Below are 23891 nucleotides of genomic sequence, written 5' to 3' on the forward strand. Positions count from 1 at the left end.
CTATGGATGACTCAGATTATTTACGCCTGCTGACCATAGCGGCCGAGCAAGCCAACGCGTTCCTGTCCAATGCCCGCAAATGGGAGCGTGAGCGTTGGGTCTGCCAGCGCCTGCTGCAAGGCCTGAACATTCCCTACCGCGCCGACGAGTTCGCCCCGGCCGGGGAGCCGCCGGACGTGCTGTTTCGTGACGCCAGTTTCGAGGTGTTCTTCGTGCTCGACGAAGGCCGACGCCTCAATGACGAATGGCGCGATGAGCTGCAACGCCGGCGCAGCGCGTTTTCCCTGAGCCAGCTGGTGCGTCGCGAGGCCAAGCCCCGGCGCATCCCGGCCAATGAGTTTTTGCTGAGACTGGCGCCGACCTTGCGTAAAAAAGCGCACAACTACAAAGAACGCGGCATGGACCTGGGGGAACTGGACATCATCGCGTTCGCCAGCCTCAAGCGCGAAGTGCTGGACCTCAACAGCCATTTCCCGCCGCCCACCGAATACCTGCGTCAAGGCTGGCGTTCGCTGTCGCTGGTCGGTCCGACGTTCGCCCGTGTGCTGTTTGCCCACCCGGACGCCCCGGATTTCCTGCGTAGCAACCTGGGTCGCAGCATCGTCTTCGACGTCGGGATCAGCCTGTGAGCCCGATGCAGGAATTAATCGCCGAAGTCCCGCAAACCGGCCGCGTGCGCTGGATCGGCGTGCGCCCGGAACCCCATGTGCCGATGATCGAACTGGATGCCGTAGAGGCGCGACTTGAAGCCGGTTTGACCGGCGATCGAGCCCGCCCCGGTGTACGTAACGCGCGGCAGGTGACGTTGATTCAGTGGGAGCACCTGGCGGTGATCAGTTCGCTGATGGGCCGCCCGCACGATAAACCGGTATTGCCTAATGATTTGCGGCGCAACCTCGTTATCAGCGGTATCAACCTGTTCAGCCTCAAGGGTCGGCGCTTCCGCATCGGCCAGGCGATTTTCGAAACCACCGGTTGGTGCCAGCCGTGCGCACGCCTGCAAAACAACCTCGGCTCCGGGACGTTTCAGGCGGTGCGCGGACATGGCGGAATCACGGCCCGGGTGTTACAAGGTGGAATTATTCGCCTGGACGATACGGTGAGCGTCGAGCCTGTTCCAGCCAGCGGCTATGCTCCGTTCAACGTTCGTTGAGTCACTCTGTAGCTTCTACACATTCAGCAACGTCTACCTGACGAGGCCCAATATGACCAGCCGCCTGAACCCCGACGACCAGAAGCATGTCGAAGAGTACCTGCAACTGTCCCAGCACCGAGTCGAGCGCCGGCCCTTCCGGCCGTGGATGCTCCTGGTGGTGGTGTTGGCAGTGACCATTGGATTAGGCCTGTTGAGCCGATTTATCAGTTACCTGACGCTATGAGCTGCATCGCGCTCGCTCGGTTGACTGCACCGATTTCTTTTAGCCTTGCGAGATATCCCCATGACTCATCGTATTGTCATCGTTGGCGGCGGCGCCGGCGGTCTGGAGTTGGCTACCCGTCTGGGTAAGACTCTGGGCAAACGTGGCACGGCCAGTGTGATGCTGGTCGACGCGAACCTGACCCACATCTGGAAGCCGTTGTTGCACGAAGTGGCGGCCGGGTCACTGAACTCTTCCGAAGACGAACTCAACTATGTTGCCCAGGCGAAATGGAACCACTTCGAGTTCCAGCTGGGGCGCATGAGCGGGCTTGATCGCGCGCAGAAGAAAATCCAGCTGGCCGCCACTTACGACGAAGCCGGCCTGGAACTGGTGCCAGCGCGTGAAGTGGCTTACGACTCGCTGGTGATTGCTGTCGGCAGTACCACCAACGATTTCGGCACTCAAGGCGCGGCGCAGCATTGCCTGTTCCTCGACACCCGCAAACAGGCCGAGCGTTTCCATCAGCAATTGCTCAATCACTACCTGCGCGCCCATGCCGGACAAACCGACAAGGTCGAGCAGATCAGCGTCGCCATCGTCGGCGCCGGTGCCACCGGGGTTGAGCTGGCCGCAGAGCTGCACAACGCCGCGCATGAGTTGGCGGCTTACGGCCTGGACCGGATCAAACCGGAAAACATGCACATCACCCTGATCGAAGCCGGCCCACGGGTACTGCCAGCCCTGCCGGAACGCATCGGCGGGCCTGTGCATAAAACCCTGGAGAAACTCGGGGTCAATGTGATGACCAATGCCGCGGTCAGCGAAGTGACTGCCGACAGCTTGATCACCGCCGACGGCAAAGTGATCAACGCCAGCCTGAAAGTCTGGGCCGCCGGCATTCGTGCACCGGGTTTCCTCAAGGACATCGACGGTCTGGAAACCAACCGCATCAACCAGCTGCAAGTGCTGCCGACCCTGCAAACCACCCGCGACGAGAACATCTTCGCCTTCGGTGACTGCGCGGCATGCCCGCAACCGGGCACTGACCGCAACGTACCGCCACGCGCCCAGGCCGCGCATCAGCAGGCTTCGTTACTGGCCAAATCGCTGAAACTGCGGATCGAGGGCAAGGCGTTGCCGGAATACAAATACACCGACTACGGCTCGCTGATCTCGCTGTCGCGTTTTTCGGCTGTGGGTAACTTGATGGGCAACCTGACCGGTAGCGTGATGCTCGAGGGCTGGCTGGCGCGGATGTTTTACGTGTCGCTGTATCGCATGCACCAGATGGCGCTGTATGGCGCGTTTCGTACGGCGATGTTGATGTTGGGCAGCAAGATCGGACGCGGGACTGAGCCGCGGTTGAAGCTGCACTAATCCCAACCACTGTGGGAGCGGGCTTGCTCGCGAAGAGGGAGCGTCAGTCGACCTATAAGTTGTCTGACCCACCGCTTTCGCGAGCAAGCCCGCTCCCACATTTGGTCTGCATTGTTTTTGGAGATCTGTGTCTCACTGTATCTCCCGCCACGAATTCTCCCCTTCGCTTACAAACTCCCCCTTGCGCGACACAGTAGCGATACACCCTGCCCTTTAAATGGCCACATCCGAGCAAGGCAACTCGCCCGCTACGGTTATCGCCGCACTCACGTGGCGTCCTTTATCGAACGGTTGTGTCGTGCAACCCAGGAGTATTGAAATGTCCCGTACTACCAAAAACACTATTGGTCTGCTCGGCGCTGTGCTGGCCGGCGGCATGATGTTGTCCGGTTCCGTATTCGCTGCGCAGCCGTTGACCCAGGGCTACCTGCTGGCCTCGGCTGAACAAGTGGTGAAAACCCCTGAAGGCAAGTGTGGCGAAGGCAAGTGTGGCGATGCGTCGATGGCGAAGACCGATACGGATGGCGACGGCAAAGTCTCCCGCGCCGAATTCCAGAAAGTCGCGCCGAAGTCCAACTTCGACAAGATCGACACCAACCATGACGGCTTCATCGACGAGCAAGAGGCTTACGACAACGTGAAAGCCAACTTCGAAGCCAATGGCAAGAAAATGCCAAAAGGCCTGTTCGAGCACCTGAAAGACCAAGACGGCGCCTAAGCCTTCAAGAACAAAACCGCGCTTTTCCTTCGGGAAGCGCGGTTTTTTTTCGTCTGGTGGATTTACACCTGGAAGCGCTGGACCATGGTCCGCAAGGAATTGGCCAATTGTGAAAGCTCATGGCTCGAAGCGCTGGTCTGATCCGCACCGGCAGCGGAACGAACCGACAGGTCGCGAATGTTCACCAGGTTGCGATCGACTTCCCGCGCCACTTGCGCCTGTTCTTCAGCCGCGCTGGCGATCACCAGGTTACGTTCGTGAATTTGATGGACCGACGCCGTGATGGTCTGCAACGCCTCGCCCGCACGCTCGGCCAAAGCCAAAGTGCTGGCTGCTCGGGTCGAGCTGGCTTGCATGGAATCCAGCGCCTGGGTTGAGCCACTGCGCATGCCCTGGACCATTTGCTCGATTTCCTGGGTCGATTGCTGCGTGCGATAGGCCAGCGCACGCACTTCGTCGGCCACCACCGCAAACCCTCGACCGCTTTCCCCGGCCCGCGCGGCTTCAATGGCCGCGTTGAGCGCCAGCAGATTGGTTTGCTCGGCGATCGCCCGAATCACATCCAGCACCTTGCCGATGTCCTTCGACTGGTTGGCCAGGGATTGCACCAAACCGCCGGTGATCTGCACATCGCTGGCGAGTGCACTGATGGCCGTGACGGTTTCGCTGACGCGCTCCTGGCCAACGTGCGCGGACTCACTGGATTGGCGCGTGGCGTCGGAGGTCGACACGGCATTGCGGGCAACCTCCTCCACTGCCGTGGTCATTTCTGTCACGGCGGTGGCCGCTTGTTCAATTTCGTTGTTCTGTTGTTGCAGGTTCTGCGTGCCGTCGAGGGTGACCGCGTTCAACTCATCAGCCGCCGTGGCCAATTGCGCCGCCGAACCGCTAATACCTTGCAGGGTTTCCCGCAGATTCTGTTGCATGGTCGCAAGGGCCTTGAGCAAGCGGCTGACTTCGTCGTTGCCATGGGTTTCGATGGGGCGAGTCAGGTCGCCTCGGGCGACGTTTTCTGCGGCGTGCAAAGCTTCGCCCAGCGGTTTGACGATGCTGCGGGTCAGCAGCATGGCCAGGCCAACGGTGGCCAAGGCTGCGAGGGCGATGAACAGGCTGACGATCATTCGCGATGTTTCGTAATGCGCTTCGGATTTCTGGCTTTCGGCGGCGACTTGTTTGGCGAACAGATCGGCCAGGTCATTGAGCTGTTTACCGGAGCCATCGACCACGGTTTTCATGTCCACCAGCAGCAGCTTGGTCAGTTCGTCACGGCGTCCCTGCTCCGCCAGTGAGAACGATTGGGCAATGCCGGCACGATACGCCGCGAAGGTGGTTTTGAACTGGTCATACAAGGCCTTGCCTTCGACGGTGTTGACCAACTGGTCGTAGGCGGCAATCTTCTCGCTCAGCTCTTTGTCGCGGGTGTCCATCTGGCCGCGATACACAGCAATGTTCTTCGGGTCCTGATCGAGGGCCATGCGCAGGGAAATGGTGCGGATGCGCAGCATGATCTCGCGGATCTCATCACCGCCGCGGATACTCGGCAGCCATTGTTTCTCCACGGCCACCTCGCTGTCGCGAATGCTCGACATTTGCCCCAGTGCGAAAACCCCGAGCAAGGCGACCAACACAGCAATCAGAGCAAACCCCAAGGCAGCCCGAGGTGCGATATTCAACTGACGAAGCAACATAACGAACGCCCTATTCTTGTAGTGGCTTGGATAAGGGGCGTTGTTTCGTCAGTACCCCGTCGCCTCGTTATCGGCAAGTTGTACGATGACTGAAGTGTGTTTTTATGAAGACAAAAAAAATCCCCGTATCTTTCGATACGAGGATTTTTAATATGGTCGGGGTAAGGGGATTCGAACTCCTGACATCCTGCTCCCAAAGCAGGCGCGCTACCGGACTGCGCTATACCCCGGTAAAAAAAAGGCACCTTTTAAAGGCGCCTTCTGCGAACAGAGCTTTTGGCGTCTGATCTTAAGATCTGATCCCAGCGTTAACTGGTTTCAAAAATGGTGGGTCGTGTGGGATTCGAACCTACGACCAATTGGTTAAAAGCCAACTGCTCTACCAACTGAGCTAACGACCCAAAAATGGTCGGGGTAAGGGGATTCGAACTCCTGACATCCTGCTCCCAAAGCAGGCGCGCTACCGGACTGCGCTATACCCCGGTTTGAAATTGGCTCCGTGACCAGGACTCGAACCTGGGACCCAATGATTAACAGTCATTTGCTCTACCGACTGAGCTATCACGGAACTACATATTTCAATTACAACGTTTGACGCTTTGTTGCACTCTCTTCGACCCGTTCGCATCGCTGCGTTCGTGTGTCTGAGGCGCGCTATTCTACAATCTTAAGCACCTCTGTCAACCCCTTAAATTGCATTCAAGTTAATGATTTGCAACTTATTTCAGATTCCTGCTTGGGGAGCAGAAACCCTTACGGGCGACTTACTGCGGGGCGCACTTTACAAGCCTTTTCCTTTCAGTTCAACAACCTGACGAAAAAAAGGCCTCGCGATGCGAGGCCTTGTTTATTTCACCGCCGTGACGGGTCAGGCAAATACGATCTCGTCGTTCTCCACCTTGCCGACAGCCGTGTCGCCAGGCATGAATCGACCGGACAGAATCAGCTGTGCCAGCGGGTTCTCGATCCAGCGCTGAATCGCTCGTTTGAGCGGCCGCGCGCCGTACACCGGGTCGTATCCCACCGCGATCAGCTTGTCCATGGCCTCTGGACTCAGCTCCAGTTTCAGCTCGCGCTCAGTCAGACGACTGCGCAGACGACCCAACTGGATCTCGGTAATGCCCGCGATCTGATCCCGCGCCAATGGCTCGAAGATCACGACTTCGTCGACCCGGTTAATGAACTCCGGACGGAAGTGTGTGGAAATCGCATCCATCACTGCCGCACGTTGCGCCTCGCGATCACCGACCAGTTCCTGGATCTGCACCGAGCCCAGGTTGGAGGTCATGACGATCACGGTGTTCTTGAAATCCACCGTGCGGCCATGGCTGTCGGTCAGGCGCCCATCTTCCAGCACTTGCAGCAAGATGTTGAACACATCCGGGTGGGCCTTCTCGACCTCGTCAAGGAGGATCACCGAGTAAGGCTTGCGACGCACCGCCTCGGTCAGGTAACCGCCCTCTTCATAGCCCACGTAGCCTGGTGGCGCACCAATCAGTCGGGCCACGGAATGTTTCTCCATGAACTCGGACATGTCGATCCGCACCATCGCCTCTTCGGTATCAAAGAGGAACTCGGCCAGCGCCTTGCACAGCTCGGTTTTACCGACACCGGTCGGGCCGAGGAACATGAAAGAACCACTCGGGCGATTCGGGTCGGACAACCCGGCCCGGGAACGCCGCACCGCGTTGGAAACGGCGATCACCGCTTCGTCCTGGCCGATCACGCGCTGGTGCAACAGGCTTTCCATCTTCATCAGCTTGTCGCGCTCGCCTTCGAGCATTTTCGACACTGGAATGCCGGTCCACTTCGAGACGACTTCGGCGATCTCTTCCTCAGTCACCTTGCTGCGCAGTAACTGGTTCTCGCTTTTACCGTGCTGATCGACCATTTGCAGGCTGCGCTCCAGGTCTGGGATCACCCCGTATTGCAGCTCGGCCATGCGGTTCAGGTCGCCTTTACGGCGCGCGGCTTCCAGTTCCTGACGGGACTGTTCAATTTTCTGCTGGATCTGTGCAGAACCCTGAACCTCGGCTTTTTCCGAGTTCCAGATTTCTTCGAGGTCCGAGTACTCACGTTCGTGGCGAACGATTTCCTCCTGGAGTTTCTCCAGACGTTTCTTCGCCGCGTCGTCGCTTTCTTTCTTCAGCGCCTGTGATTCCACCTTCAGCTGTATCAGACGGCGCTCCAGACGATCGAGCACTTCCGGCTTGGAGTCGATCTCCATGCGGATGCGGCTGGCCGCTTCGTCGATCAGGTCGATGGCCTTGTCCGGCAACTGACGGTCTGTAATGTAGCGATGACTGAGCTTGGCCGCGGCGATGATAGCGCCGTCAGTGATCGCCACTTTGTGGTGGACCTCGTAACGCTCTTTGAGGCCACGCAGAATCGCGATGGTGTCTTCTTCGCTCGGCTCGTCCACCAAAACTTTCTGGAAGCGCCGTTCGAGGGCCGCATCCTTCTCTATATATTGGCGGTACTCATTGAGCGTGGTCGCGCCGACACAATGCAACTCGCCGCGCGCCAACGCAGGCTTGAGCATGTTGCCCGCATCCATCGAGCCTTCGCCCTTGCCGGCGCCGACCATGGTGTGCAGTTCGTCGATGAACAGAATGATCTGCCCTTCCTGCTTCGACAGTTCATTGAGCAAGGATTTGAGGCGCTCTTCGAACTCGCCGCGGTACTTGGCACCGGCAATCAGCGAACCCATGTCCAAAGACAGCAAGCGCTTGCCCTTGAGACCGTCCGGCACTTCACCGTTGATGATGCGCTGGGCCAGGCCTTCGGCGATGGCGGTTTTACCCACGCCGGGCTCACCGATCAGCACCGGGTTGTTCTTGGTGCGGCGTTGCAGCACCTGGATGGTCCGGCGAATTTCGTCGTCACGGCCGATCACCGGGTCGAGCTTGCCTTCTTCGGCACGCTTGGTCAGGTCGACGGTGTACTTGTCCAGCGCTTGGCGCGACTCTTCGTGGTTGGCGTCATTGACCGCCTCACCGCCGCGCAGGTTGTTGATTGCGTTTTCCAGGGCTTTTTTGCTGACGCCCTGGCCGAGCAGCAACTTGCCGAGTTTGCTGTTCTCATCCATCGCCGCGAGCAACACCAACTCACTGGAGATGAACTGGTCGCCCTTCTGCTGAGCCAGGCGATCGGCCTGATTGAGCAGGCGCGCCAGATCCTGCGACATGTTCACGTCGCCGGTCGGGTTCTGGATTTTCGGGAGCTGATCGAGCTCTTTGGTCAGCTCTTTACGCAGGCTGTTGACGTCAAAACCGACCTGCATCAACAGGGGTTTGATCGAACCGCCCTGCTGCTCAAGCATCGCCTGCATCAAGTGCGCCGGCTCGATACCGGGATGGTCAAGGCCGACGGCCAGCGATTGGGCGTCGGATAGAGCTAACTGCAATTTGCTGGTTAAACGATCTATACGCATGGGTCACCTTCCTTTTGAGCAGGCCGGACCTATAAAACATCCTGAATGAAGAAACCTGCCAGATACCGTTATAGATGCGGTCGATTCTGGGAGTTTCAAGCGTCGAACAGTTGATGTAGATCAGGAAAGCTTAGTCTTCGAGCCAGACAAGGGAGGCAAACCGACCGGTGCGAGGACTGCGGCGGTAAGAAAAGAAGCGAGGATCGGAAACGGTGCAGAAACCGCCACCATAAACAGCGGTGACACCGCGCACAGCCAGACGCAAACGCGCCAGCTCGTAGATGTCAGCCATGAATTTGCCAGCATTTTGGCTCGGCACAAAGGCTTTGGCCGCTTCGGGCTGTTGCTGGACGAAAGTCTCGCGCACTTCGGGGCCGACTTCGAAGGCTTGCGGGCCAATGGCCGGGCCAAGCCAGACCAGCACGTCTTCCGGAGGTGCGGCCAAACTGTCGAGCGTTGCTTCGAGCACACCCGCCGCCAACCCGCGCCAACCGGCATGGGCCGCCGCAACGCGAGTGCCCGCGCGGTCGCAAAACAATGCGGGCAGGCAATCGGCGGTCATCGCGGCGCAGGCGATTCCGGGTGTGGAAGTCCAGCTGGCGTCGGCGGTGGCCGTGATGCCTGGTTCCGCGTGGGCCACGGCGATGCCGTGAACCTGCTTTAACCAGGCCGGTTGAATAGAGAAATGATCGGTGAGGCGACGGCGGTTTTCGGCAACTGCTTCGGGGCTGTCGTCGACGTGATCGCCGAGGTTGAGGCTGTCGAACGGCGCCAGACTGACGCCGCCCGCACGGGTGGTCACACAGGCTTTCACCCCGGCAGGCGCAGGCCAGTCGGGAATCAGCCAGTCACTCATCCGATGAACGCCTCACGGTCTTGCTTGAGCAGGGTCAGCAACCAGACGAAGTCGTCCGGCAGTGGCGATTCCCAGCTCATGCGTTTACCGGTGGTCGGGTGATCCAGCTCCAGGAACCGCGCATGCAGGGCCTGACGCGGGAACGCCTTCAACGATTCGACCATGGTCACACTGGCTGCCGGCGGAATGCGGAAACGACCGCCGTAGGCAGGGTCTCCGACCAACGGGTAGTTGATGTGGGCCATGTGCACACGAATCTGGTGCGTACGACCGGTTTCCAGCTTCACCCGCACGTGCGTGTGAGAGCGGAAACGCTCGAGTACGCGGTAATGGCTGACGGCTTGCTTGCCACCTTCCATCACGGCCATGCGCTGGCGTTGCTGGCCGTGACGACCGATCGGCGCGTTGATCTTGCCGCCGGCAGTGACCACACCGATCACGATGCATTCGTAGATCCGGCTTACGCTGCGGCTCTGCAATTGCGTGACAAGCTGTGTCTGCGCCTGAATGGTCTTGGCCACCACCATCAGACCGGTGGTGTCCTTGTCGAGGCGATGCACGATACCGGCGCGGGGCACATTGATAATGTCCGGCACGTGGTGCAGCAAGGCGTTGAGCAGGGTGCCATCGGCGTGACCGGCGGCAGGATGCACCACCAGGCCCGCAGGTTTGTTGATCACCAGGATGTCGTCGTCTTCATAGACGATGTCCAGCTCGATGTCTTGAGCGATCCATTCACCCTGAGCTTCCTGCTCGGCAGTCAGCTCAAGAATGGCGCCACCATGAACGATGTCTCGCGGGCGGATAACCGCCCCATCCACAGTCAGGCGGCCGTCTTTGATCCAGGCGGAAAGGCGCGAGCGCGAGTGCTCAGCGAATAATTGTGCGGCGACTTGATCGAGGCGTTGGCCGCCCAATTCGGACGGCACCTCTGCGCGAAGTTCAATTTTATCGGACATGCTCAGACTAGGCGTCGGCACAGCCTTTGGTTTCGGCTGCGCGCTTGTGGTTAAATACGGCGTCTTTTGCCCCGAGGCTATTCAACGGGGCGCTCATCATAACAGGACGGCCCCGCCCAAGACAGCGGCCGTCATAGGGACGCAAGCCGCCATGCAAGTGAAACACCTGCTGCTGATCGCCATCCTCGCATTGACCGCTGCTTGCTCATCGAAGGAAGTCGTAGACGAAAACCTTAGCGAAGTCGAGCTGTACCAGCAGGCTCAGACCGACCTGGACAACAATAGCTACACCGCCGCCACAGCCAAGCTGAAGGCGCTGGAGTCGCGTTATCCGTTCGGGCGCTACGCCGATCAGGCTCAACTCGAGTTGATCTACGCCAACTACAAGAACGCCGAGCCTGAGGCTGCCAAGTCTGCCGCGGAGCGTTTCATTCGTTTGCACCCACAGCATCCGAACGTGGATTACGCGTATTACCTCAAAGGCTTGACCTCCTTCGACCAGGACGTCGGCCTGCTGGCGCGCTTCCTGCCGCTGGACATGACCAAGCGTGACCCGGGTGCTGCCCGCGACTCGTACAACGAGTTCGCCCAGCTGACCAGCCGCTTCCCGAACAGCCGCTACTCGCCGGATGCCAAGCAGCGCATGATCTACCTGCGCAACCTGCTGGCCTCCTACGAAATTCACGTCGCCGACTACTACCTGACCCGTCAGGCCTATGTCGCCGCCGCGAACCGTGGTCGTTACGTGGTGGAAAACTTCCAGGAAACCCCATCGGTCGGCGACGGCCTGGCGGTGATGACTGAAGCCTATCAGCGTCTGCACCTGGACGATCTGGCAGCCACCAGCCTCGAAACCCTGAAGCTCAACTACCCGAACCACCCAAGCCTGGTGGACGGTCAGTTCAAGCCTTCGGTCGACGAAGCCGACAACCGTTCGTGGTTGAGCAAGGCCACCCTGGGCCTGATCGAATCCCGTCCGCCGCTGCCGCCGGGCGAAACCCGCGCCAACCAGGACGTGCAGAAGCAGTTCCAGGATGCCAAGGACGCGATTCCGAACGATCTCAAGCCTAAAGACGCAGATGGCGACGTGATCGAAGAAGAGGAACACGAGTCCGAAGCCAACAACGAAGACCGCTCGTGGTTCAGCTACATGACCTTCGGCGTGTTCGACTGACACATCAGGTTGTGCAAAAAAGGGAGGCTCTTGAGTCTCCCTTTTTTATTGCGCTGTGCGCGGGTCAGGTCCTTGGCTAAACTGCCTGTTCATTAGCCAATAAAGCTGCTCACCATGCTTCGTTTACTGTTCTGGATTGCCTTGATTGCCGCTGCGGTATGGTTCTGGCGCAAGTTCAAGGCTTCGACTTCCGCGCCCAAGTCCCCCGCCGAGCGGGATGCCGCGCCCATGGTCCGCTGCGCGCATTGCGGCGTTCACCTGCCCCGCGACCGCGCGCTGAGCCTTCAACAACAGTGGTATTGCAGCCAGGCTCACCTCGAGCAAGGCCCGGGCTCAAGTGATCGCTGAGACGTCCAGTCCCGGCGGCAAACAGGCTCAGCGACTGCTGCGCCTTTATCATCTCTACCGTTTAAGCGTCGGCATCACTCTGGTGCTGTTGATCTCCAGCAACATGGACAACCAGTTGCTGGCTTTCGCCGAGGACGACCTGCTGCGCAGTGGCAGCTGGTTATACCTGGTGCTGAACATCCTGCTGGTGGTCTTTTGGGAGAACACCCGACGGCCGGCCCAGCTTTTCAGCCTTGCCCTGGTCGATGTCCTGCTGCTGTGCGGCCTGTTCTATGCCGCCGGCGGAGTGGCCAGCGCCATCGGTAACTTGCTCATCGTCTCCGTGGCCATCAGCAACACCCTGCTGCGCGGGCGTATCGGCCTGTTGATCGCGGCGGTTGCTGCTCTGGGCATCGTCGGTTTCAGCCTCCTCCTGAGCTTCAGCCACCCCGTCAGTCCCAGCGAGTACCTGCAAGCCGGCACCCTCGGCGCGCTGTGTTTTGCCGCTGCATTGCTGGTGCAGGGCCTGATCAGTCGACTGGAGGTCAGCGAACACCTCGCCCGGCAGCGCGCCAGTGAAGTGGTGGGCCTGGAAGCGCTCAACGCGTTGATCCTGCACCGCATGCGCACGGGCATTCTGGTGCTCGACGACCAGCGGCGGGTCCAACTGGCCAATCACAGCGCCTTGAGCTTGCTGGGGCAGAAAAACCTCGACGGCCAGTTGATCGACGATTACTCACCAGCCTTGGTCGAACGCCTGCAACTATGGTTCAACAACCCAACGCTGCGCCCGCAAAGCCTGAAAATCGCCAGCAGTGGCCTGGAACTGCAACCCAGCTTCATTGCCCTGGACCAAAGCCCGAATCATCAGACTCTGGTGTTTCTCGAGGACCTTGCCCAGATCGCTCAACAAGCGCAGCAACTGAAACTCGCCGCACTCGGTCGTCTGACTGCCGGTATCGCCCATGAAATCCGCAATCCACTGGGCGCCATTAGTCATGCCGCGCAGCTATTACAGGAATCCGAGGAACTGAAGGGCGCAGATCGGCGTCTGACGCAGATTATCCAAGACCACTCTCAGCGAATGAATCGGGTTATCGAAAACGTCCTGCAACTGTCCCGCCGCCAGCAAACCGTGCCACAAAGGCTCGATCTGAAGCCGTGGCTGGAGCACTTCGTCGCCGAAACCCGTGAAGGGGCAACTGATCGTCAATTGATTCACCTGCACATCGGATCGGGCGACTTCAAAACCCTGATGGACCCGAATCAGTTGACCCAGATTCTCGACAACCTGTTGCGCAATGCCTGGCGCCATAGCGCGCTGAATCACGACCTGGCGCAAGTCTGGCTCGAATTGTTTGTCGAACCCGACAGCCAGTTGCCGACACTCGAGGTCCGGGACAACGGTCCCGGTGTGGCGCCGGACCAACAGACGCATTTGTTCGAACCCTTCTTCACCACCAGTAGCCAGGGCACTGGCCTGGGGCTTTATCTGTCCCGTGAGCTGTGCGAAAGCAACCAGGCCCGCCTAGACTTCAATCCACGCCAAGGCGGCGGCTGCTTTCGCATCACTTTTGCTCACGGACGGAAACAAAGTTGAACACGAGCCCACGGCCAAAAGTCCTGATCGTCGACGACGAACCGGATATCCGCGAACTCCTGGAAATCACCCTGGGACGGATGAAACTCGATACCTACAGTGCCCGCAACCTTGGCGAAGCCCAGGCCTTGTTGACACGGGAGACATTCGACCTGTGCCTGACCGACATGCGCCTTCCCGACGGCACGGGTCTTGAGCTGGTGCAGTACATCCAGCAGCGTTACCCACAAGTGCCGGTGGCGATGATCACCGCCTACGGCAGCCTCGAAACGGCGATCAATGCACTCAAGGCAGGCGCCTTCGACTTCCTGACCAAGCCGGTCGACCTGACACGCCTGCGCGAACTGGTCACCAGCGCCCTGCGTTTGACGGCCGCGGGCAGCGCCAGTAACGCCATCGATCGCCGGTTGCTGGGCGATTCACTGCCCATGCGCAACCTGCGCAAACAAATCGACAAACTCGCCCGCAGCCAGGCGCCGGTGTACATCAGCGGCGAATCCGGCAGCGGCAAGGAATTGGTCGCCCGACTGATTCACGAACAAGGCCCGCGGTCTGCTCAACCATTCGTCCCGGTCAACTGCGGGGCGATTCCGTCGGAGTTGATGGAAAGCGAATTCTTCGGTCATCGCAAAGGCAGTTTCAGTGGCGCCATCGAAGATAAACCCGGGCTGTTTCAGGCGGCCCATGGCGGCACTTTGTTTCTCGACGAAGTGGCTGACTTGCCCTTGGCGATGCAGGTCAAGCTGCTCCGGGCCATTCAGGAGAAGGCCATTCGCAGCGTCGGCGGGCAGCAAGAAGTGGTGGTCGACGTGCGTATCCTGTGCGCCACCCACAAAGACCTCGACGCTGAAGTCAGCGCCGAACGCTTTCGCCAGGATTTGTACTATCGGTTGAACGTGATCGAACTCCGCGTTCCCCCATTGCGCGAGCGCCGCGACGACATCGAACCGCTGGCCAGTCATGTGCTCAAGCGTCTGGCGGCCGGCAGCGGCCAACCCGCCGCGAAGCTCCACCCACTCGCTCTCGACGCGCTGAAAAGTTACCGCTTCCCAGGCAACGTGCGGGAGCTGGAGAACGTGCTGGAGCGGGCTTACACCCTGTGCGAGAACAAACAGATCGAAGCCAGCGACCTGCGACTGGCCGAAGGCAACTGCACCGCAGAGAACGTCGTGGCGGACCTGACGCAGATCGACAACCTGGAAGACTATCTGGAAAATGTCGAACGCAAACTGATCCTGCAGGCATTGGAGGAAACGCGCTGGAACCGCACGGCGGCGGCTCAGCGGTTGAATCTTTCATTCCGGTCGATGCGCTACAGGCTCAAGAAACTCGGCCTGGATTGAGGGCCCCATCGCGAGCAGGCTATCTGACCGTCACCGAAGATCCTTCGGCTAGATCCGCCCGGTCGGCGCATACGGCGCCGGATCAATAATCGGCGCCCTCCCCAACATCACATCCACAAACAACTGACACGACGCTGGCGCCAGCACCAGCCCGTTACGGTAATGCCCGCAATTGAGCCAGAGTCCGTCGAAGCCCGGCACTCGGCCAATGTAGGGAATGCCCTCCGGCGACCCCGGCCGCAATCCAGCCCAATGCCCCACCACTTCGGCATCCGCCAGCGCAGGAATCAGCTCCACCGCCGACGCTTTCAGACTCTCCATCGCCGAATCGGTTGGCGTCTTGTCATAGCCTTCATGTTCCAGCGTGCTGCCAATCAGAATGTGTCCGTCGCGCCGGGGAATCGCGTAACGCCCCTTGGCCAGGACCATGCTCGGCAAGAACTCCGCCGCGCACTTGTACAAAATCATCTGACCTTTCACTGGCTCGACCGGCAATTCAAGACCCAGACTCTTGAGCAAGTCACCACTCCAGGCACCCGCCGTCAGGACCACCTGATCACCGAGAACAGGGCCCGTCGAGGTCTGCACACCGACGACCCGATCGCCTTCACGAACAAACCCGCTGACTTCGCACTGCTCACGAATCGTCACGTTCGGCAGCGCCAGCAAAGCAGCCTTGAGGGACTTCACCAGCCGCGGATTACGCACGTTGGCCACATCGGCCATGTAGATCGCCCGGGAAAAACCGGCGCCCAACACCGGTACAGCATCATGTGCCGCCGAGATATCCACAGCCCGCAGCGGACGGTTTTCCCGCTCGGCCCAGGCCAGCGCCTCGGCCTCGTCATCCAGATCCAGCCAGTACAGGCCGGTGGTGTGCACTTCAGGATCAACCCCGGTCGCGGCGAACAGTCGCTCACCGAGCTGTGGATAAAAATCCTGAGACCAATGCGCCAGCGCGGTGACTGCCGGGCTGTAGCGCCACGGATAGAGCGGCGAAACAATTCCGCCACCGGCCCACGACGATTCCTGACCGACGTTCGAACGATCCAGCAACACGATACTTTGCACTTCGGACGCGAGATTGAACGCCGTCAGCAACCCAATCACGCCGCCGCCGACAATCACCACTTGCTGTTGCCTGCTCATGTTCTGATCCAACCGATAAATAGACAGAGGACGCAAAAAGGCGCCCGAAAAAGAAACTCAGCGACCCCAGCAATCTTTGGTGACGAGCCCGGATGTCGCATTGACCATGCTTCTGACGCCGGTATTGGTGAGGGTGAAATCCCCACACTTGTCGGTCGCCATTGCAGCGCCGGTCTTGCGCGTTGCCGTCAGCAAAAAGGTTTGATCGGTCAGGGTCGGGGTGATGGTGTAGAAGTCGTTGCCGGCGCTCAATCCGGTGGCAGCGGTGTAGACATTGTTTTTCGAGTAGAACCGCTCAAGGATTTGCGCCTGCTCGGAAAGCAGCCCGGCCACTTCAGTGCGGCGGCCCTTTTTCACGTACTCCGTGAGGTTTGGGGCGGCAATGGTTATGACGATCCCGATGATCGCAATCACGATCATGATTTCGATCAGGGTGAAACCTCGGTTGGATCTGCGCATTCCTAAACTCTCACTTACTGTATTTGTCGCCACATGATGCGACGGCTGCCGCCGCCGGATTTTTCCACCAGGGTGCTGATGCCGCCACTGGAATCGTTCACGATCTTGCGGGTCGCACCGTTGACGATGGCGTTCAGCGTCGGGATGCCGCCGGTGAAAATCACGCCGCTGGACACCGTGTCCTTGGTGTCGACTGTCCCGTCGTTATTAGTATCGAGCACCGCGTAGTTGAGCATCTTACCGCTGAACGCATCCAGTTCGACCAGTTTGCCCGTACCGAAGCTGGCGCATGGGTCGGTGGTGTCCACACTCGCCGTGGTAAAGACGATCCGCCCCAGCACCAGATTGGCCTGATTGATCACCCGTTCCCCCGTCAGCACGCTGTTGTACACCAGCGGCAAGTACCAGCCCTTCTCTCCCGGATAGGTCACGTCGTTCTGGCTGGTGGTGATGAATTGCCCGGTGCTGCCAGAGAACACACCGGTCACCGCTTGCGCCTGCAAACTGGACACAGTGATCTGACCCGCGCCGCCTTCTGCATCCCACACGGCGTAGAACGCCTGCAAATCCTTGTTGGTCTTGTCGGCAGTCTCGTTGAATTTTCCGGTGCCGAAGAATACTTCCTTGCCGCCCAGTGAGTTGTCCGCCAGCAACGGCTGCACGGTAATCGGCTGGGTGGCGCCACCCGCCGTGGTAAACAACGGCTTGCCGGCAAACGCCACGCCCCAGCTATTGGGGGCGGTAGCGCTCAAATCAAACTTCCATAACCGCCCTTTCAGGTCGCCACCATAGGCGGCCTGCACCACATTCTGCGAGTTGACCCTGAGCTTCACCGACGATAGGCCGTTGGTGGTGTCGGTGCTGTCGACCACGATTTTCTTGATCAACGAACCGTCACGAACATCCACCACGTACAACGCCGCCACCCCGGAGTTGCTGCCATAACCGTTGGAAATGAACGCAGCCCAGCGACCGTCGGCCAAGCGTGCCACTTCCGGTCGTGCGTAGGCATAACCCAGATCATTGAAAACGTTCGCGGTGTTGGCCGTGGCCGGTGCGCTGAACTCCCACAATGCCTTGAACACGTTGCCCGCAGACGCATCGAACAGCTGCAATGCATAGAAAGTTCTGCCGCCGGCCCCGGTCCCGCCAATGGCCAGGGTTTTCCAGGCGCTGCCGAACTGGGCATCGAACACCCCGAGCTGACCGTCGACCAGAAACTTGTGGCTCACACCGTTGATGTAGGTCGGGTCGGCGATGTAGCGCAGCGATGGCAACACGCTGGAAGGCATGTAGGCATAACGCCGGGTGCCATTGGCCGAGTTGATGACATTCACGAACCCGTCGTTGGCGTTCACCACCAGGCTGGTATTCATGCTGGCGGCTTTGGTGGTCAGGTAGGTGCTGTAGGTGGTGTCGCCCACCAGATCGGAGGCGGTTTTGTCCGTGGGTGATGCCAGTACAAGCGGCGAATTGATGATGTCGCCGAGCAGCACGCTACGCACCTTGAGCCCGGCTTTGTTGGTGCCCTTGCTCCATTCCACCAGATCGCTGCCGGTGATGCCCGTAGGCAGGCCTTGGCTGAGGGAGGTCTGCTGCGTCGGGGAGAAACTGGTATACGCCAAGCTGACCGCCGTGTTGGTCAGGGTGTTCCAGGACTGGTAAGTCGGTGCGGTGGCACCGGGAACGATGGTGGTGTCGGTGGTCCACAACGCTGCCGCGGTGTTGACCGTACCGGCCGTGGTGAAGCCGAAGGATTTGATCGTGCCGCGCCAGTCTTTAGGGTCATAACTGGTCTGGAAGTAACTTGAATTGCTGGCCAGGGTAGTGCCGCTGGTGACACCGCTGCCACCGGAGCCGGCCTTCGAGGTGATGTCGCTCAGGGCCGAGGACAATGCACTGTTGAGCCCGGCGCTGTCGGTCGCCTGATAGTACTTGCCCTGTCCGTAGCTTGCCGCGTCCGACAACATCTGATTCGCGGCGGTAAAGCCCACGGTGTAGGTGTTGATGTTCTGTTTCGGGAAGTCCACCGCGTTCCAGCTTTTACCTGCCGCGTCGGTGCCGGTGGAACGCATGTCGATGTCGAAGGCAAACTTGGCAACGTCGTCCAGGTAAAGGGTGTCGCCCTCTCCGTCACCACTCAGGTTGTCACCATCGTTGTTTACACCATCCCAGTTGGGTAGGCGAGCTCCACCCAATGGATCGGCAGTCGGAAAAGTCCGGTCGTAAGTCGGTAACCCATCGGTGATCACCACACCATAATTTTTCTGACAGCGATACTGAATCGGGCTGGTATAAGTCGCCGGTGTCGAGTTGTAGAACGGCGCCAGCCCCCGAAAATAGCGGGTTATTTCATAGTAGGTTTCCGCCAGCGGCGTATTGGCCACGGCGCTCAACCCGTTGATGGCAGCGATCAGGTTGTTGTAGTTGGTGTCAGCCTGAGATTGGGTGACACTGCCGCTCACCGCAGAGAGATCACTGATTGATCGGGCGATGAAGCCGCCGCCCCCGGAGTTGCTGGTCGTGGGGGGATTGAACGTCGCCAGACCAATACGTAGCGAGCGATTGCTGGAGACCAGGTTTGTAGACACATCCTGTGCCACGCTAATCCGGTATTCGTTGGGAATCGCACTGGCTCCCGTGGTGAAATCCTTGCTCGAACCGTTGGCCAGGGTCACCAGATAGGACAGATAGTCAGCCGTATAGCGAGTGTTTTCATTGCCCACCGGGTCGGGCAGTTTCAAGCAGATCGATGACAACCCCAAAAAACCGCGATAAAAACCGTACCAGTTGCCGCTGTTCGGGCAATTGCCACGGTTGAGGCTCGACAAGGGGATATTGGCATTGCTCATGTCCAGATTCTGGCCGTTCAAACATGACCCGTTGGAATTGCAAATCGCAATCTGCGCACGGTTGACCGTTGGATCGAAACCAGGCGCCCATATGATGTTGTTCATACTCCCCGAGTCATCAATCAGCAGCATGACATTCGGAGCGACCGCTGCCGCGCTCAACAGCGGTGAGTCCGACGGTGTGAAGGCGTACGCCGGTGCGGACAGGTAAAGCCCCAGCAACACGCCGCAGATCAGCTGCCACACCCGGCCGCGCCTCTCAGTACTTCGCATAAATACTCTCCACGACGCTGCGCGAGTTGCCCGCGATGCCGACGGCGGTCACCCGGTAAAGCGTCGCCGAGGTGTTGCTCGGCACATTCACGGCGTTAACCGTGGTGCCGATATTCTGCACCGCGTAAAAGCCCTTGCCCGAGGCGATCCAGGTCACGCCGGGGGTGGAACCGGGGCCGGCGACAGTGACCGTCGACGCGTCCGACGGCGGTGCGCACTGGCTGCAGACCGGCAATGAATAGCTGTCCAGCTGGACCGCGCTTTCGCCCACGCGTAACGCCGCTTCAGCACCCTGGAACGACTGATTGCGCAAGCTCACACTGCCGGCCATTTTTTCCTGCAGGGTAGCGTTCTGCATCGATGAAAGGCCGATCAGCGTCAGCAACAACAGAAACACCAGGCTGACCAGCAGCGCCATACCCCGCTGGGCGTGAAAAGTCATGGAGGCCTTCCTCATGGCAACCTGTTGCGCAAGGCGGCAACCACGTTGAAGGTTTGATTGCGCACCCGGTTGTTCGGGTCGGTGAGGGTCAGGCTCAGGCGGACGCTGCGAATCCGCGCGGGGTCGGACGGGTTAGGGCTGTAGCTGGAGGCGGCTACGTCAGTGGCAGAATTGGCGAGGCCGAAGCTCACGCTGAAGGCACTGACGTTGTCGATCAGCACAAACTGGGCCGGCGTGCCGGTACCGGAGCCCATCATGATTTTGTTATTGCTGAAGCTGTAGATCAGGCGCCGGATCGGAAACGCCAGAAACCCCGAGGCCGCTACCCGCGCACCCGTGTAGGCCGTCGCCGTGTTCCGACAGTCGGAGATCACCGTCCAGGCGGGCACCCCGCCACTGCTTCCGATATCAGCGGTCACCAGCGTCAACTTGAGGTTGGCGTTGTCCCAACTGATGGGCGTTATCTGGCCAGCGCTGAAGTCGCCGGCAGTACTTGAGTCAGTGATCGTCCCCAGGCAGCCAAACATGCCGACCATGCGGAGTTCCTGAATCATCTTGCTCAACACAAACCGCGCATCTTCCTGCATGGCGGCGGAGGTGTTCTGGCTGACGTAGGTGTTCTTGGCGGCGATGAAAACCTGCACCACGCCCAGCACCACAATCAGGCTTAACGCGAGGGCGATCAACAACTCGATCAGCCCGAAACCTCTGCTGGACCGATTCATGGCGTTGCCACCGGGTCGACAGCGGCACGACTGGTCAAAACGAAGCTGCGACGTGAATTGGCGGTATTGGCGGCGCGCGAGTCGTCCCAGGTGATGGTGATGGTGTAGACCCGCTGGCTCAGCGTAACGGCGCCGGTGGCTGTCGCGCCGCCGAAATTGACGATGTTGGTGGTGAAATCGTAAAGGTCCTGATCCCGGGCAACGCTCAGGTTGCCTGACGTTGGTGGCGTCACGGTATAGTCGGCGCCGGAGTTGGCGCGGATACGGTCCATCATGTCGTAGGCGATAAAACTCGCCTGGCTGGTCATCCGCGAACTGTCGGTGTATTTCAGCGCATTGAGCTGAATCGCCGCCGCGCCCAGCAGCCCCACGGTCAGAATCACCAACGCGACCAGCACTTCGATCAGCGTCATGCCCTCCTGTGCATGTTTGCTCCGTTCCCTCATCCGCAATTTCCACCCAATAGAATTCGTCCGTTCAAACACACACTCAGCGTCCTGCTTTGCGCCCCCAATACATAGCTGATCACCACGGGTGTGGGCGGCGCCGCCAAACCGCCCAGATTGTTGAAATCAATGGCGGTCACTCCCAAGGGTAGCGTCAGAGCCGCGCCGCTGCTCATCGCTGGAACAACCCGCAATACATTGGCCGGCGTGTTCGTACTGTCATAGACCGCCAACTCACCGGTCCAGACGCTGCCACCCGCGGTCGGACGAATCCGAGTAGCGACGCCCCGGTCGATGGCCTCAAGCCGGGCGAAATTGAGTCCGCGTTGCAGGTCGCCAATTTCGGTGTCGGCCTTGGTGCCTTGCACCGACCGGGTAAACGCGGGCACGGCCAGGGTGATCAGGATCAAAAAAACCGCGAGCGAGACCAACAGCTCGATCAGCGTGAAACCTTTTGTACGATGATCCATCGGTGCCCTCCGTTGCCGTCGGCTATACCTGCTTCTACACGCTAGAACATTCGACCGGATGGCGTACGGTTGATTTGCCATTACTCGCGCACGGATTGCGCGGGCCGCAGCACTCCACGGAGGGAGATGATATGCATCAGCGAGGCTTCAGCCTGATCGAACTGCTCATGGGACTGACAATTGCCGGGATTGTTCTGCTGTTGGTCAGTCCGGCGTTCGCGGCGCTTACAGAATCGAATCATCGCGAGGAGGCGGCGAAGTCTCTTGCCAGTGGTATTCGCAGTGCCCGAAGCGAAGCACTCGCGCGTAATCAGACCACCGTCATCCATGGCATCAACGACGACTGGGGCCAGGGCTGGCGAATCATTCTGGATATCAGCGGCAAAGGGCCGGAGGACAGCAGCAATCCGATGCTGATTGAGCGCGTAAGTGGCGCTCGGGTGCCGATTGTCGGTAATTGGCCGGTCAAGCGATTCGTGCGTTTCAGCCGTATTGGCGAACCACAAATGCCTGGCCGGGCCTTTCAAGCGGGGACGCTGCACATTTGCGCAGCCCGCGAACCGGTCAGCCAGCGCCAGGTGGTGCTGGCCGCGACCGGTCGCGTCAGCCTGCGCAGCGATAAGGCTGAGCAGGCGCTGTGTCCGGGAGGGAAAAAAGTTAAAGCAGGGAGCGCACGCGCAACTCTTTAGGCATGGAGAACGTGATGTTCTCCTCGCGACCAGCCAATTCATCGGCCCCGGTAGCGCCCCAGGCCTGCAACTGCTGGATCACGCCACGCACCAGCACTTCCGGAGCAGAGGCGCCAGCGGTGATACCGATACGCTCGACACCGTCGAACCAGCTCTTTTGCAGGTCTTCGGCGCCGTCGATCAGGTAAGCCGGGGTGGCCATGCGTTCGGCGAGTTCACGCAAGCGGTTGGAGTTGGAGCTGTTCGGGCTGCCGACCACCAGTACCACATCACATTCGTCGGCCAGTTGCTTGACGGCGTCCTGACGGTTTTGCGTGGCGTAGCAGATGTCGTCCTTGCGCGGGCCACCAATCGCCGGGAAGCGTGCACGCAGGGCGTCGATCACGCGGCTGGTGTCGTCCATGGACAGGGTGGTCTGGGTCACGAACGCCAGTTTGTCGGGGTTGACCACCTGCAACGAGGCAACGTCTTTCTCGTCTTCAACCAGATAGATCGCGCCACCATTGCTGCCATCGTACTGGCCCATGGTGCCTTCGACTTCCGGGTGACCGGCGTGGCCGATGAGGATGCATTCACGGCCGTCACGGCTATAGCGCGCGACTTCGATGTGCACCTTGGTGACCAGCGGGCAAGTCGCGTCGAACACTTTCAGGCCTCGGCCGGCGGCTTCGGTACGCACAGCCTGGGAAACGCCGTGGGCACTGAAGATCACGATGACGTCGTCCGGCACCTGATCCAGTTCCTCGACGAAGATCGCCCCGCGAGCACGCAGGTCTTCGACGACGAATTTGTTGTGGACCACTTCGTGGCGCACATAGATCGGCGGCCCGAAGACTTCCAGGGCGCGGTTGACGATTTCGATCGCCCGGTCCACGCCGGCGCAGAAGCCACGGGGGTTGGCGAGTTTGATTTGCATGCTGTGCCTCGTGTCTTGCGCGCAAGAAATAGTAGTGCCACCTGTCATACGAACACCGGGTTCGAAAACAGTGAAAATCTTAATGTGGGAGCGGGCTTGCTCGCGAAGGCTGCTTCACATTCAACAAAAATGTTGGCTGATACACCGCTTTCGCGAGCAAGCCCGCTCCCACAATTAGACCGCATTCGGTCAGTTACAGCGATTTGACGCTGATGATCTCGACGTCAAAGGTCAATGTCTTGCCGGCCAGCGGGTGATTGAAGTCGATGGTCACTTGCTCGTCATCGAATTCTTTCACAACACCCGGCAGCTCAGTATTGGCCGCATCGTTGAAGATCACCAGCAAACCCGGCGACAGGTCCATGTCCTTGAACTGCGAACGCGGGATGATCTGCACGTTTTGCGGGTTTGGCTGGCCAAACGCGTTTTCCGGTTGAATCGTCAGCGTGCGCTTATCGCCCGCCTTGAAGCCGAACAGCGCCGCTTCGAAACCCGGTAACAGGTTGCCATCGCCGACCTTGAAGGTCGCCGGGGCTTTGTCGAAAGTGCTGTCGACGGTGTCGCCGTTCTCCAGGCGCAGTGCAAAGTGCAAGGTGACTTCCGTGTTCTGGCGGATGCGTTGCTCAGCCAATAC

General features: G+C 59.6%; 23 protein-coding genes, 4 tRNA genes and 1 pseudogene. 10 read left to right on the top strand and 18 right to left on the bottom strand.

The genetic code is table 11. The features are described 5' to 3' along the window. The first annotated feature begins 2 nt into the window (after positions 1-2). The 5 genes from ACA053_RS24885 to ACA053_RS24905 all read left to right on the top strand — a co-directional run bounded on the left by ACA053_RS24885 (position 3) and on the right by ACA053_RS24905 (position 3456). Entirely contained in the window at positions 3-629 is a 627-nt protein-coding gene (locus ACA053_RS24885; RefSeq protein ID WP_007970534.1) for a DUF1780 domain-containing protein, read from the top strand. Next, positions 626-1153 (top strand): MOSC domain-containing protein, encoded by a 528-nt coding sequence (locus ACA053_RS24890; protein ID WP_497313772.1) that lies wholly within the window; start codon positions 626-628, stop codon positions 1151-1153. Before ACA053_RS24885 ends, ACA053_RS24890 begins: the two co-directional genes overlap by 4 nt. A 52-nt stretch (positions 1154-1205) precedes the next feature. Further along, complete coding sequence (locus ACA053_RS24895; protein WP_096820886.1) at positions 1206-1379, top strand: DUF3094 domain-containing protein; 174 nt, start codon at positions 1206-1208, stop codon at positions 1377-1379. 60 nt (positions 1380-1439) lie between these two features. Then, entirely contained in the window at positions 1440-2738 is a 1299-nt protein-coding gene (locus tag ACA053_RS24900) for an NAD(P)/FAD-dependent oxidoreductase (RefSeq protein ID WP_109634933.1), read from the top strand. 319 nt (positions 2739-3057) lie between these two features. Next, positions 3058-3456, top strand: a complete 399-nt coding sequence (locus ACA053_RS24905; protein ID WP_010467563.1) for an HvfA family oxazolone/thioamide-modified RiPP metallophore — start codon at positions 3058-3060, stop codon at positions 3454-3456. A gap of 62 nt (positions 3457-3518) precedes the next feature. Here the strand turns inward: ACA053_RS24905 and ACA053_RS24910 are convergent, their stop codons facing one another. The 9 genes and pseudogenes from ACA053_RS24910 to rluD form a co-directional block, all read right to left on the bottom strand. Beyond that, positions 3519-4382, bottom strand: coding sequence for a methyl-accepting chemotaxis protein (locus tag ACA053_RS24910; protein ID WP_497396237.1), 864 nt, complete (start codon positions 4380-4382; stop codon positions 3519-3521). Continuing rightward, positions 4374-5144: pseudogene (locus ACA053_RS24915) on the bottom strand (MCP four helix bundle domain-containing protein); the annotation flags it as partial. The pseudogene ACA053_RS24915 and the gene ACA053_RS24910, both read right to left, overlap by 9 nt. A gap of 153 nt (positions 5145-5297) precedes the next feature. Then, positions 5298-5374: transfer RNA gene (locus tag ACA053_RS24920), tRNA-Pro, on the bottom strand. Between the two features lie 95 nt (positions 5375-5469). Then, a tRNA-Lys gene (locus tag ACA053_RS24925) sits at positions 5470-5545 on the bottom strand. A 5-nt stretch (positions 5546-5550) separates the two neighbouring features. Continuing rightward, positions 5551-5627, bottom strand: a tRNA-Pro gene (locus ACA053_RS24930). A 9-nt stretch (positions 5628-5636) separates the two neighbouring features. Continuing rightward, a tRNA-Asn gene (locus ACA053_RS24935) sits at positions 5637-5712 on the bottom strand. 300 nt (positions 5713-6012) lie between these two features. Beyond that, the gene (clpB, locus tag ACA053_RS24940) at positions 6013-8577 is read right to left on the bottom strand and encodes an ATP-dependent chaperone ClpB (RefSeq protein ID WP_109634937.1); all 2565 of its coding nucleotides are present in this window, start codon (positions 8575-8577) and stop codon (positions 6013-6015) included. Between the two features lie 130 nt (positions 8578-8707). Continuing rightward, positions 8708-9433 (bottom strand): peptidoglycan editing factor PgeF, encoded by a 726-nt coding sequence (pgeF, locus tag ACA053_RS24945; RefSeq protein ID WP_497393929.1) that lies wholly within the window; start codon positions 9431-9433, stop codon positions 8708-8710. After that, the gene (gene rluD / locus ACA053_RS24950) at positions 9430-10392 is read right to left on the bottom strand and encodes a 23S rRNA pseudouridine(1911/1915/1917) synthase RluD (protein WP_007942311.1); all 963 of its coding nucleotides are present in this window, start codon (positions 10390-10392) and stop codon (positions 9430-9432) included. Before rluD ends, pgeF begins: the two co-directional genes overlap by 4 nt. Positions 10393-10543: 151 nt before the next feature. Between rluD and ACA053_RS24955 the strand changes: the two genes are divergently transcribed. The 4 genes from ACA053_RS24955 to ACA053_RS24970 all read left to right on the top strand — a co-directional run bounded on the left by ACA053_RS24955 (position 10544) and on the right by ACA053_RS24970 (position 14836). After that, on the top strand, positions 10544-11566 hold the full coding sequence (locus tag ACA053_RS24955) for an outer membrane protein assembly factor BamD (RefSeq protein ID WP_109634940.1): 1023 nt from the start codon (positions 10544-10546) through the stop codon (positions 11564-11566). A gap of 114 nt (positions 11567-11680) precedes the next feature. Next, positions 11681-11914: a PP0621 family protein gene (locus tag ACA053_RS24960; RefSeq protein ID WP_109634942.1), complete on the top strand. Its 234-nt coding sequence runs from the start codon at positions 11681-11683 to the stop codon at positions 11912-11914. Next, a complete protein-coding gene (locus ACA053_RS24965; protein WP_497393930.1) occupies positions 11904-13493 on the top strand; it encodes a sensor histidine kinase in 1590 nt (529 codons plus the stop codon). The genes ACA053_RS24960 and ACA053_RS24965 overlap by 11 nt, the downstream gene beginning before the upstream one ends. Next, positions 13490-14836 carry a sigma-54-dependent transcriptional regulator gene (locus ACA053_RS24970; protein ID WP_497393931.1) on the top strand — a complete coding sequence of 449 codons (1347 nt, stop codon included), beginning with the start codon at positions 13490-13492 and terminating at the stop codon, positions 14834-14836. The genes ACA053_RS24965 and ACA053_RS24970 overlap by 4 nt, the downstream gene beginning before the upstream one ends. Positions 14837-14884: 48 nt before the next feature. On the opposite strand, the gene thiO is transcribed toward ACA053_RS24970, so the two are convergent. From thiO to ACA053_RS25005, 7 genes are read right to left on the bottom strand one after another with little or no spacing between them, the layout of a single operon-like run. Continuing rightward, on the bottom strand, positions 14885-15985 hold the full coding sequence (thiO, locus tag ACA053_RS24975; RefSeq protein WP_497393932.1) for a glycine oxidase ThiO: 1101 nt from the start codon (positions 15983-15985) through the stop codon (positions 14885-14887). Positions 15986-16042: 57 nt separating this feature from the next. After that, positions 16043-16444 carry a type IV pilin protein gene (locus ACA053_RS24980; RefSeq protein WP_109634948.1) on the bottom strand — a complete coding sequence of 134 codons (402 nt, stop codon included), beginning with the start codon at positions 16442-16444 and terminating at the stop codon, positions 16043-16045. Positions 16445-16458: 14 nt separating this feature from the next. Next, positions 16459-19569 (bottom strand): pilus assembly protein, encoded by a 3111-nt coding sequence (locus ACA053_RS24985; RefSeq protein WP_497313782.1) that lies wholly within the window; start codon positions 19567-19569, stop codon positions 16459-16461. Further along, entirely contained in the window at positions 19556-20026 is a 471-nt protein-coding gene (locus ACA053_RS24990; RefSeq protein WP_497393933.1) for a pilus assembly PilX family protein, read from the bottom strand. The genes ACA053_RS24985 and ACA053_RS24990 overlap by 14 nt, the downstream gene beginning before the upstream one ends. Beyond that, entirely contained in the window at positions 20023-20736 is a 714-nt protein-coding gene (locus ACA053_RS24995; protein WP_109634953.1) for a PilW family protein, read from the bottom strand. The genes ACA053_RS24990 and ACA053_RS24995 overlap by 4 nt, the downstream gene beginning before the upstream one ends. Beyond that, the gene (gene pilV / locus ACA053_RS25000) at positions 20733-21182 is read right to left on the bottom strand and encodes a type IV pilus modification protein PilV (RefSeq protein WP_497393934.1); all 450 of its coding nucleotides are present in this window, start codon (positions 21180-21182) and stop codon (positions 20733-20735) included. The genes ACA053_RS24995 and pilV overlap by 4 nt, the downstream gene beginning before the upstream one ends. After that, a complete protein-coding gene (locus ACA053_RS25005) occupies positions 21179-21652 on the bottom strand; it encodes a GspH/FimT family pseudopilin (RefSeq protein WP_497393935.1) in 474 nt (157 codons plus the stop codon). Before ACA053_RS25005 ends, pilV begins: the two co-directional genes overlap by 4 nt. A 131-nt stretch (positions 21653-21783) precedes the next feature. Here ACA053_RS25005 and ACA053_RS25010 point away from each other — a divergent pair, with 131 nt between their 5' ends. Next, entirely contained in the window at positions 21784-22341 is a 558-nt protein-coding gene (locus ACA053_RS25010; protein WP_497396239.1) for a GspH/FimT family pseudopilin, read from the top strand. Here the strand turns inward: ACA053_RS25010 and ispH are convergent. Then, positions 22310-23257 carry a 4-hydroxy-3-methylbut-2-enyl diphosphate reductase gene (ispH, locus tag ACA053_RS25015; RefSeq protein WP_109634961.1) on the bottom strand — a complete coding sequence of 316 codons (948 nt, stop codon included), beginning with the start codon at positions 23255-23257 and terminating at the stop codon, positions 22310-22312. The genes ACA053_RS25010 and ispH overlap by 32 nt on opposite strands. 193 nt (positions 23258-23450) lie before the next feature. After that, on the bottom strand, positions 23451-23888 hold the full coding sequence (gene fkpB, locus ACA053_RS25020; RefSeq protein WP_178082362.1) for an FKBP-type peptidyl-prolyl cis-trans isomerase: 438 nt from the start codon (positions 23886-23888) through the stop codon (positions 23451-23453). Positions 23889-23891: the final 3 nt, after the last annotated feature.

It is taken from the genome of Pseudomonas sp. LBUM1672, assembly GCF_059695655.1.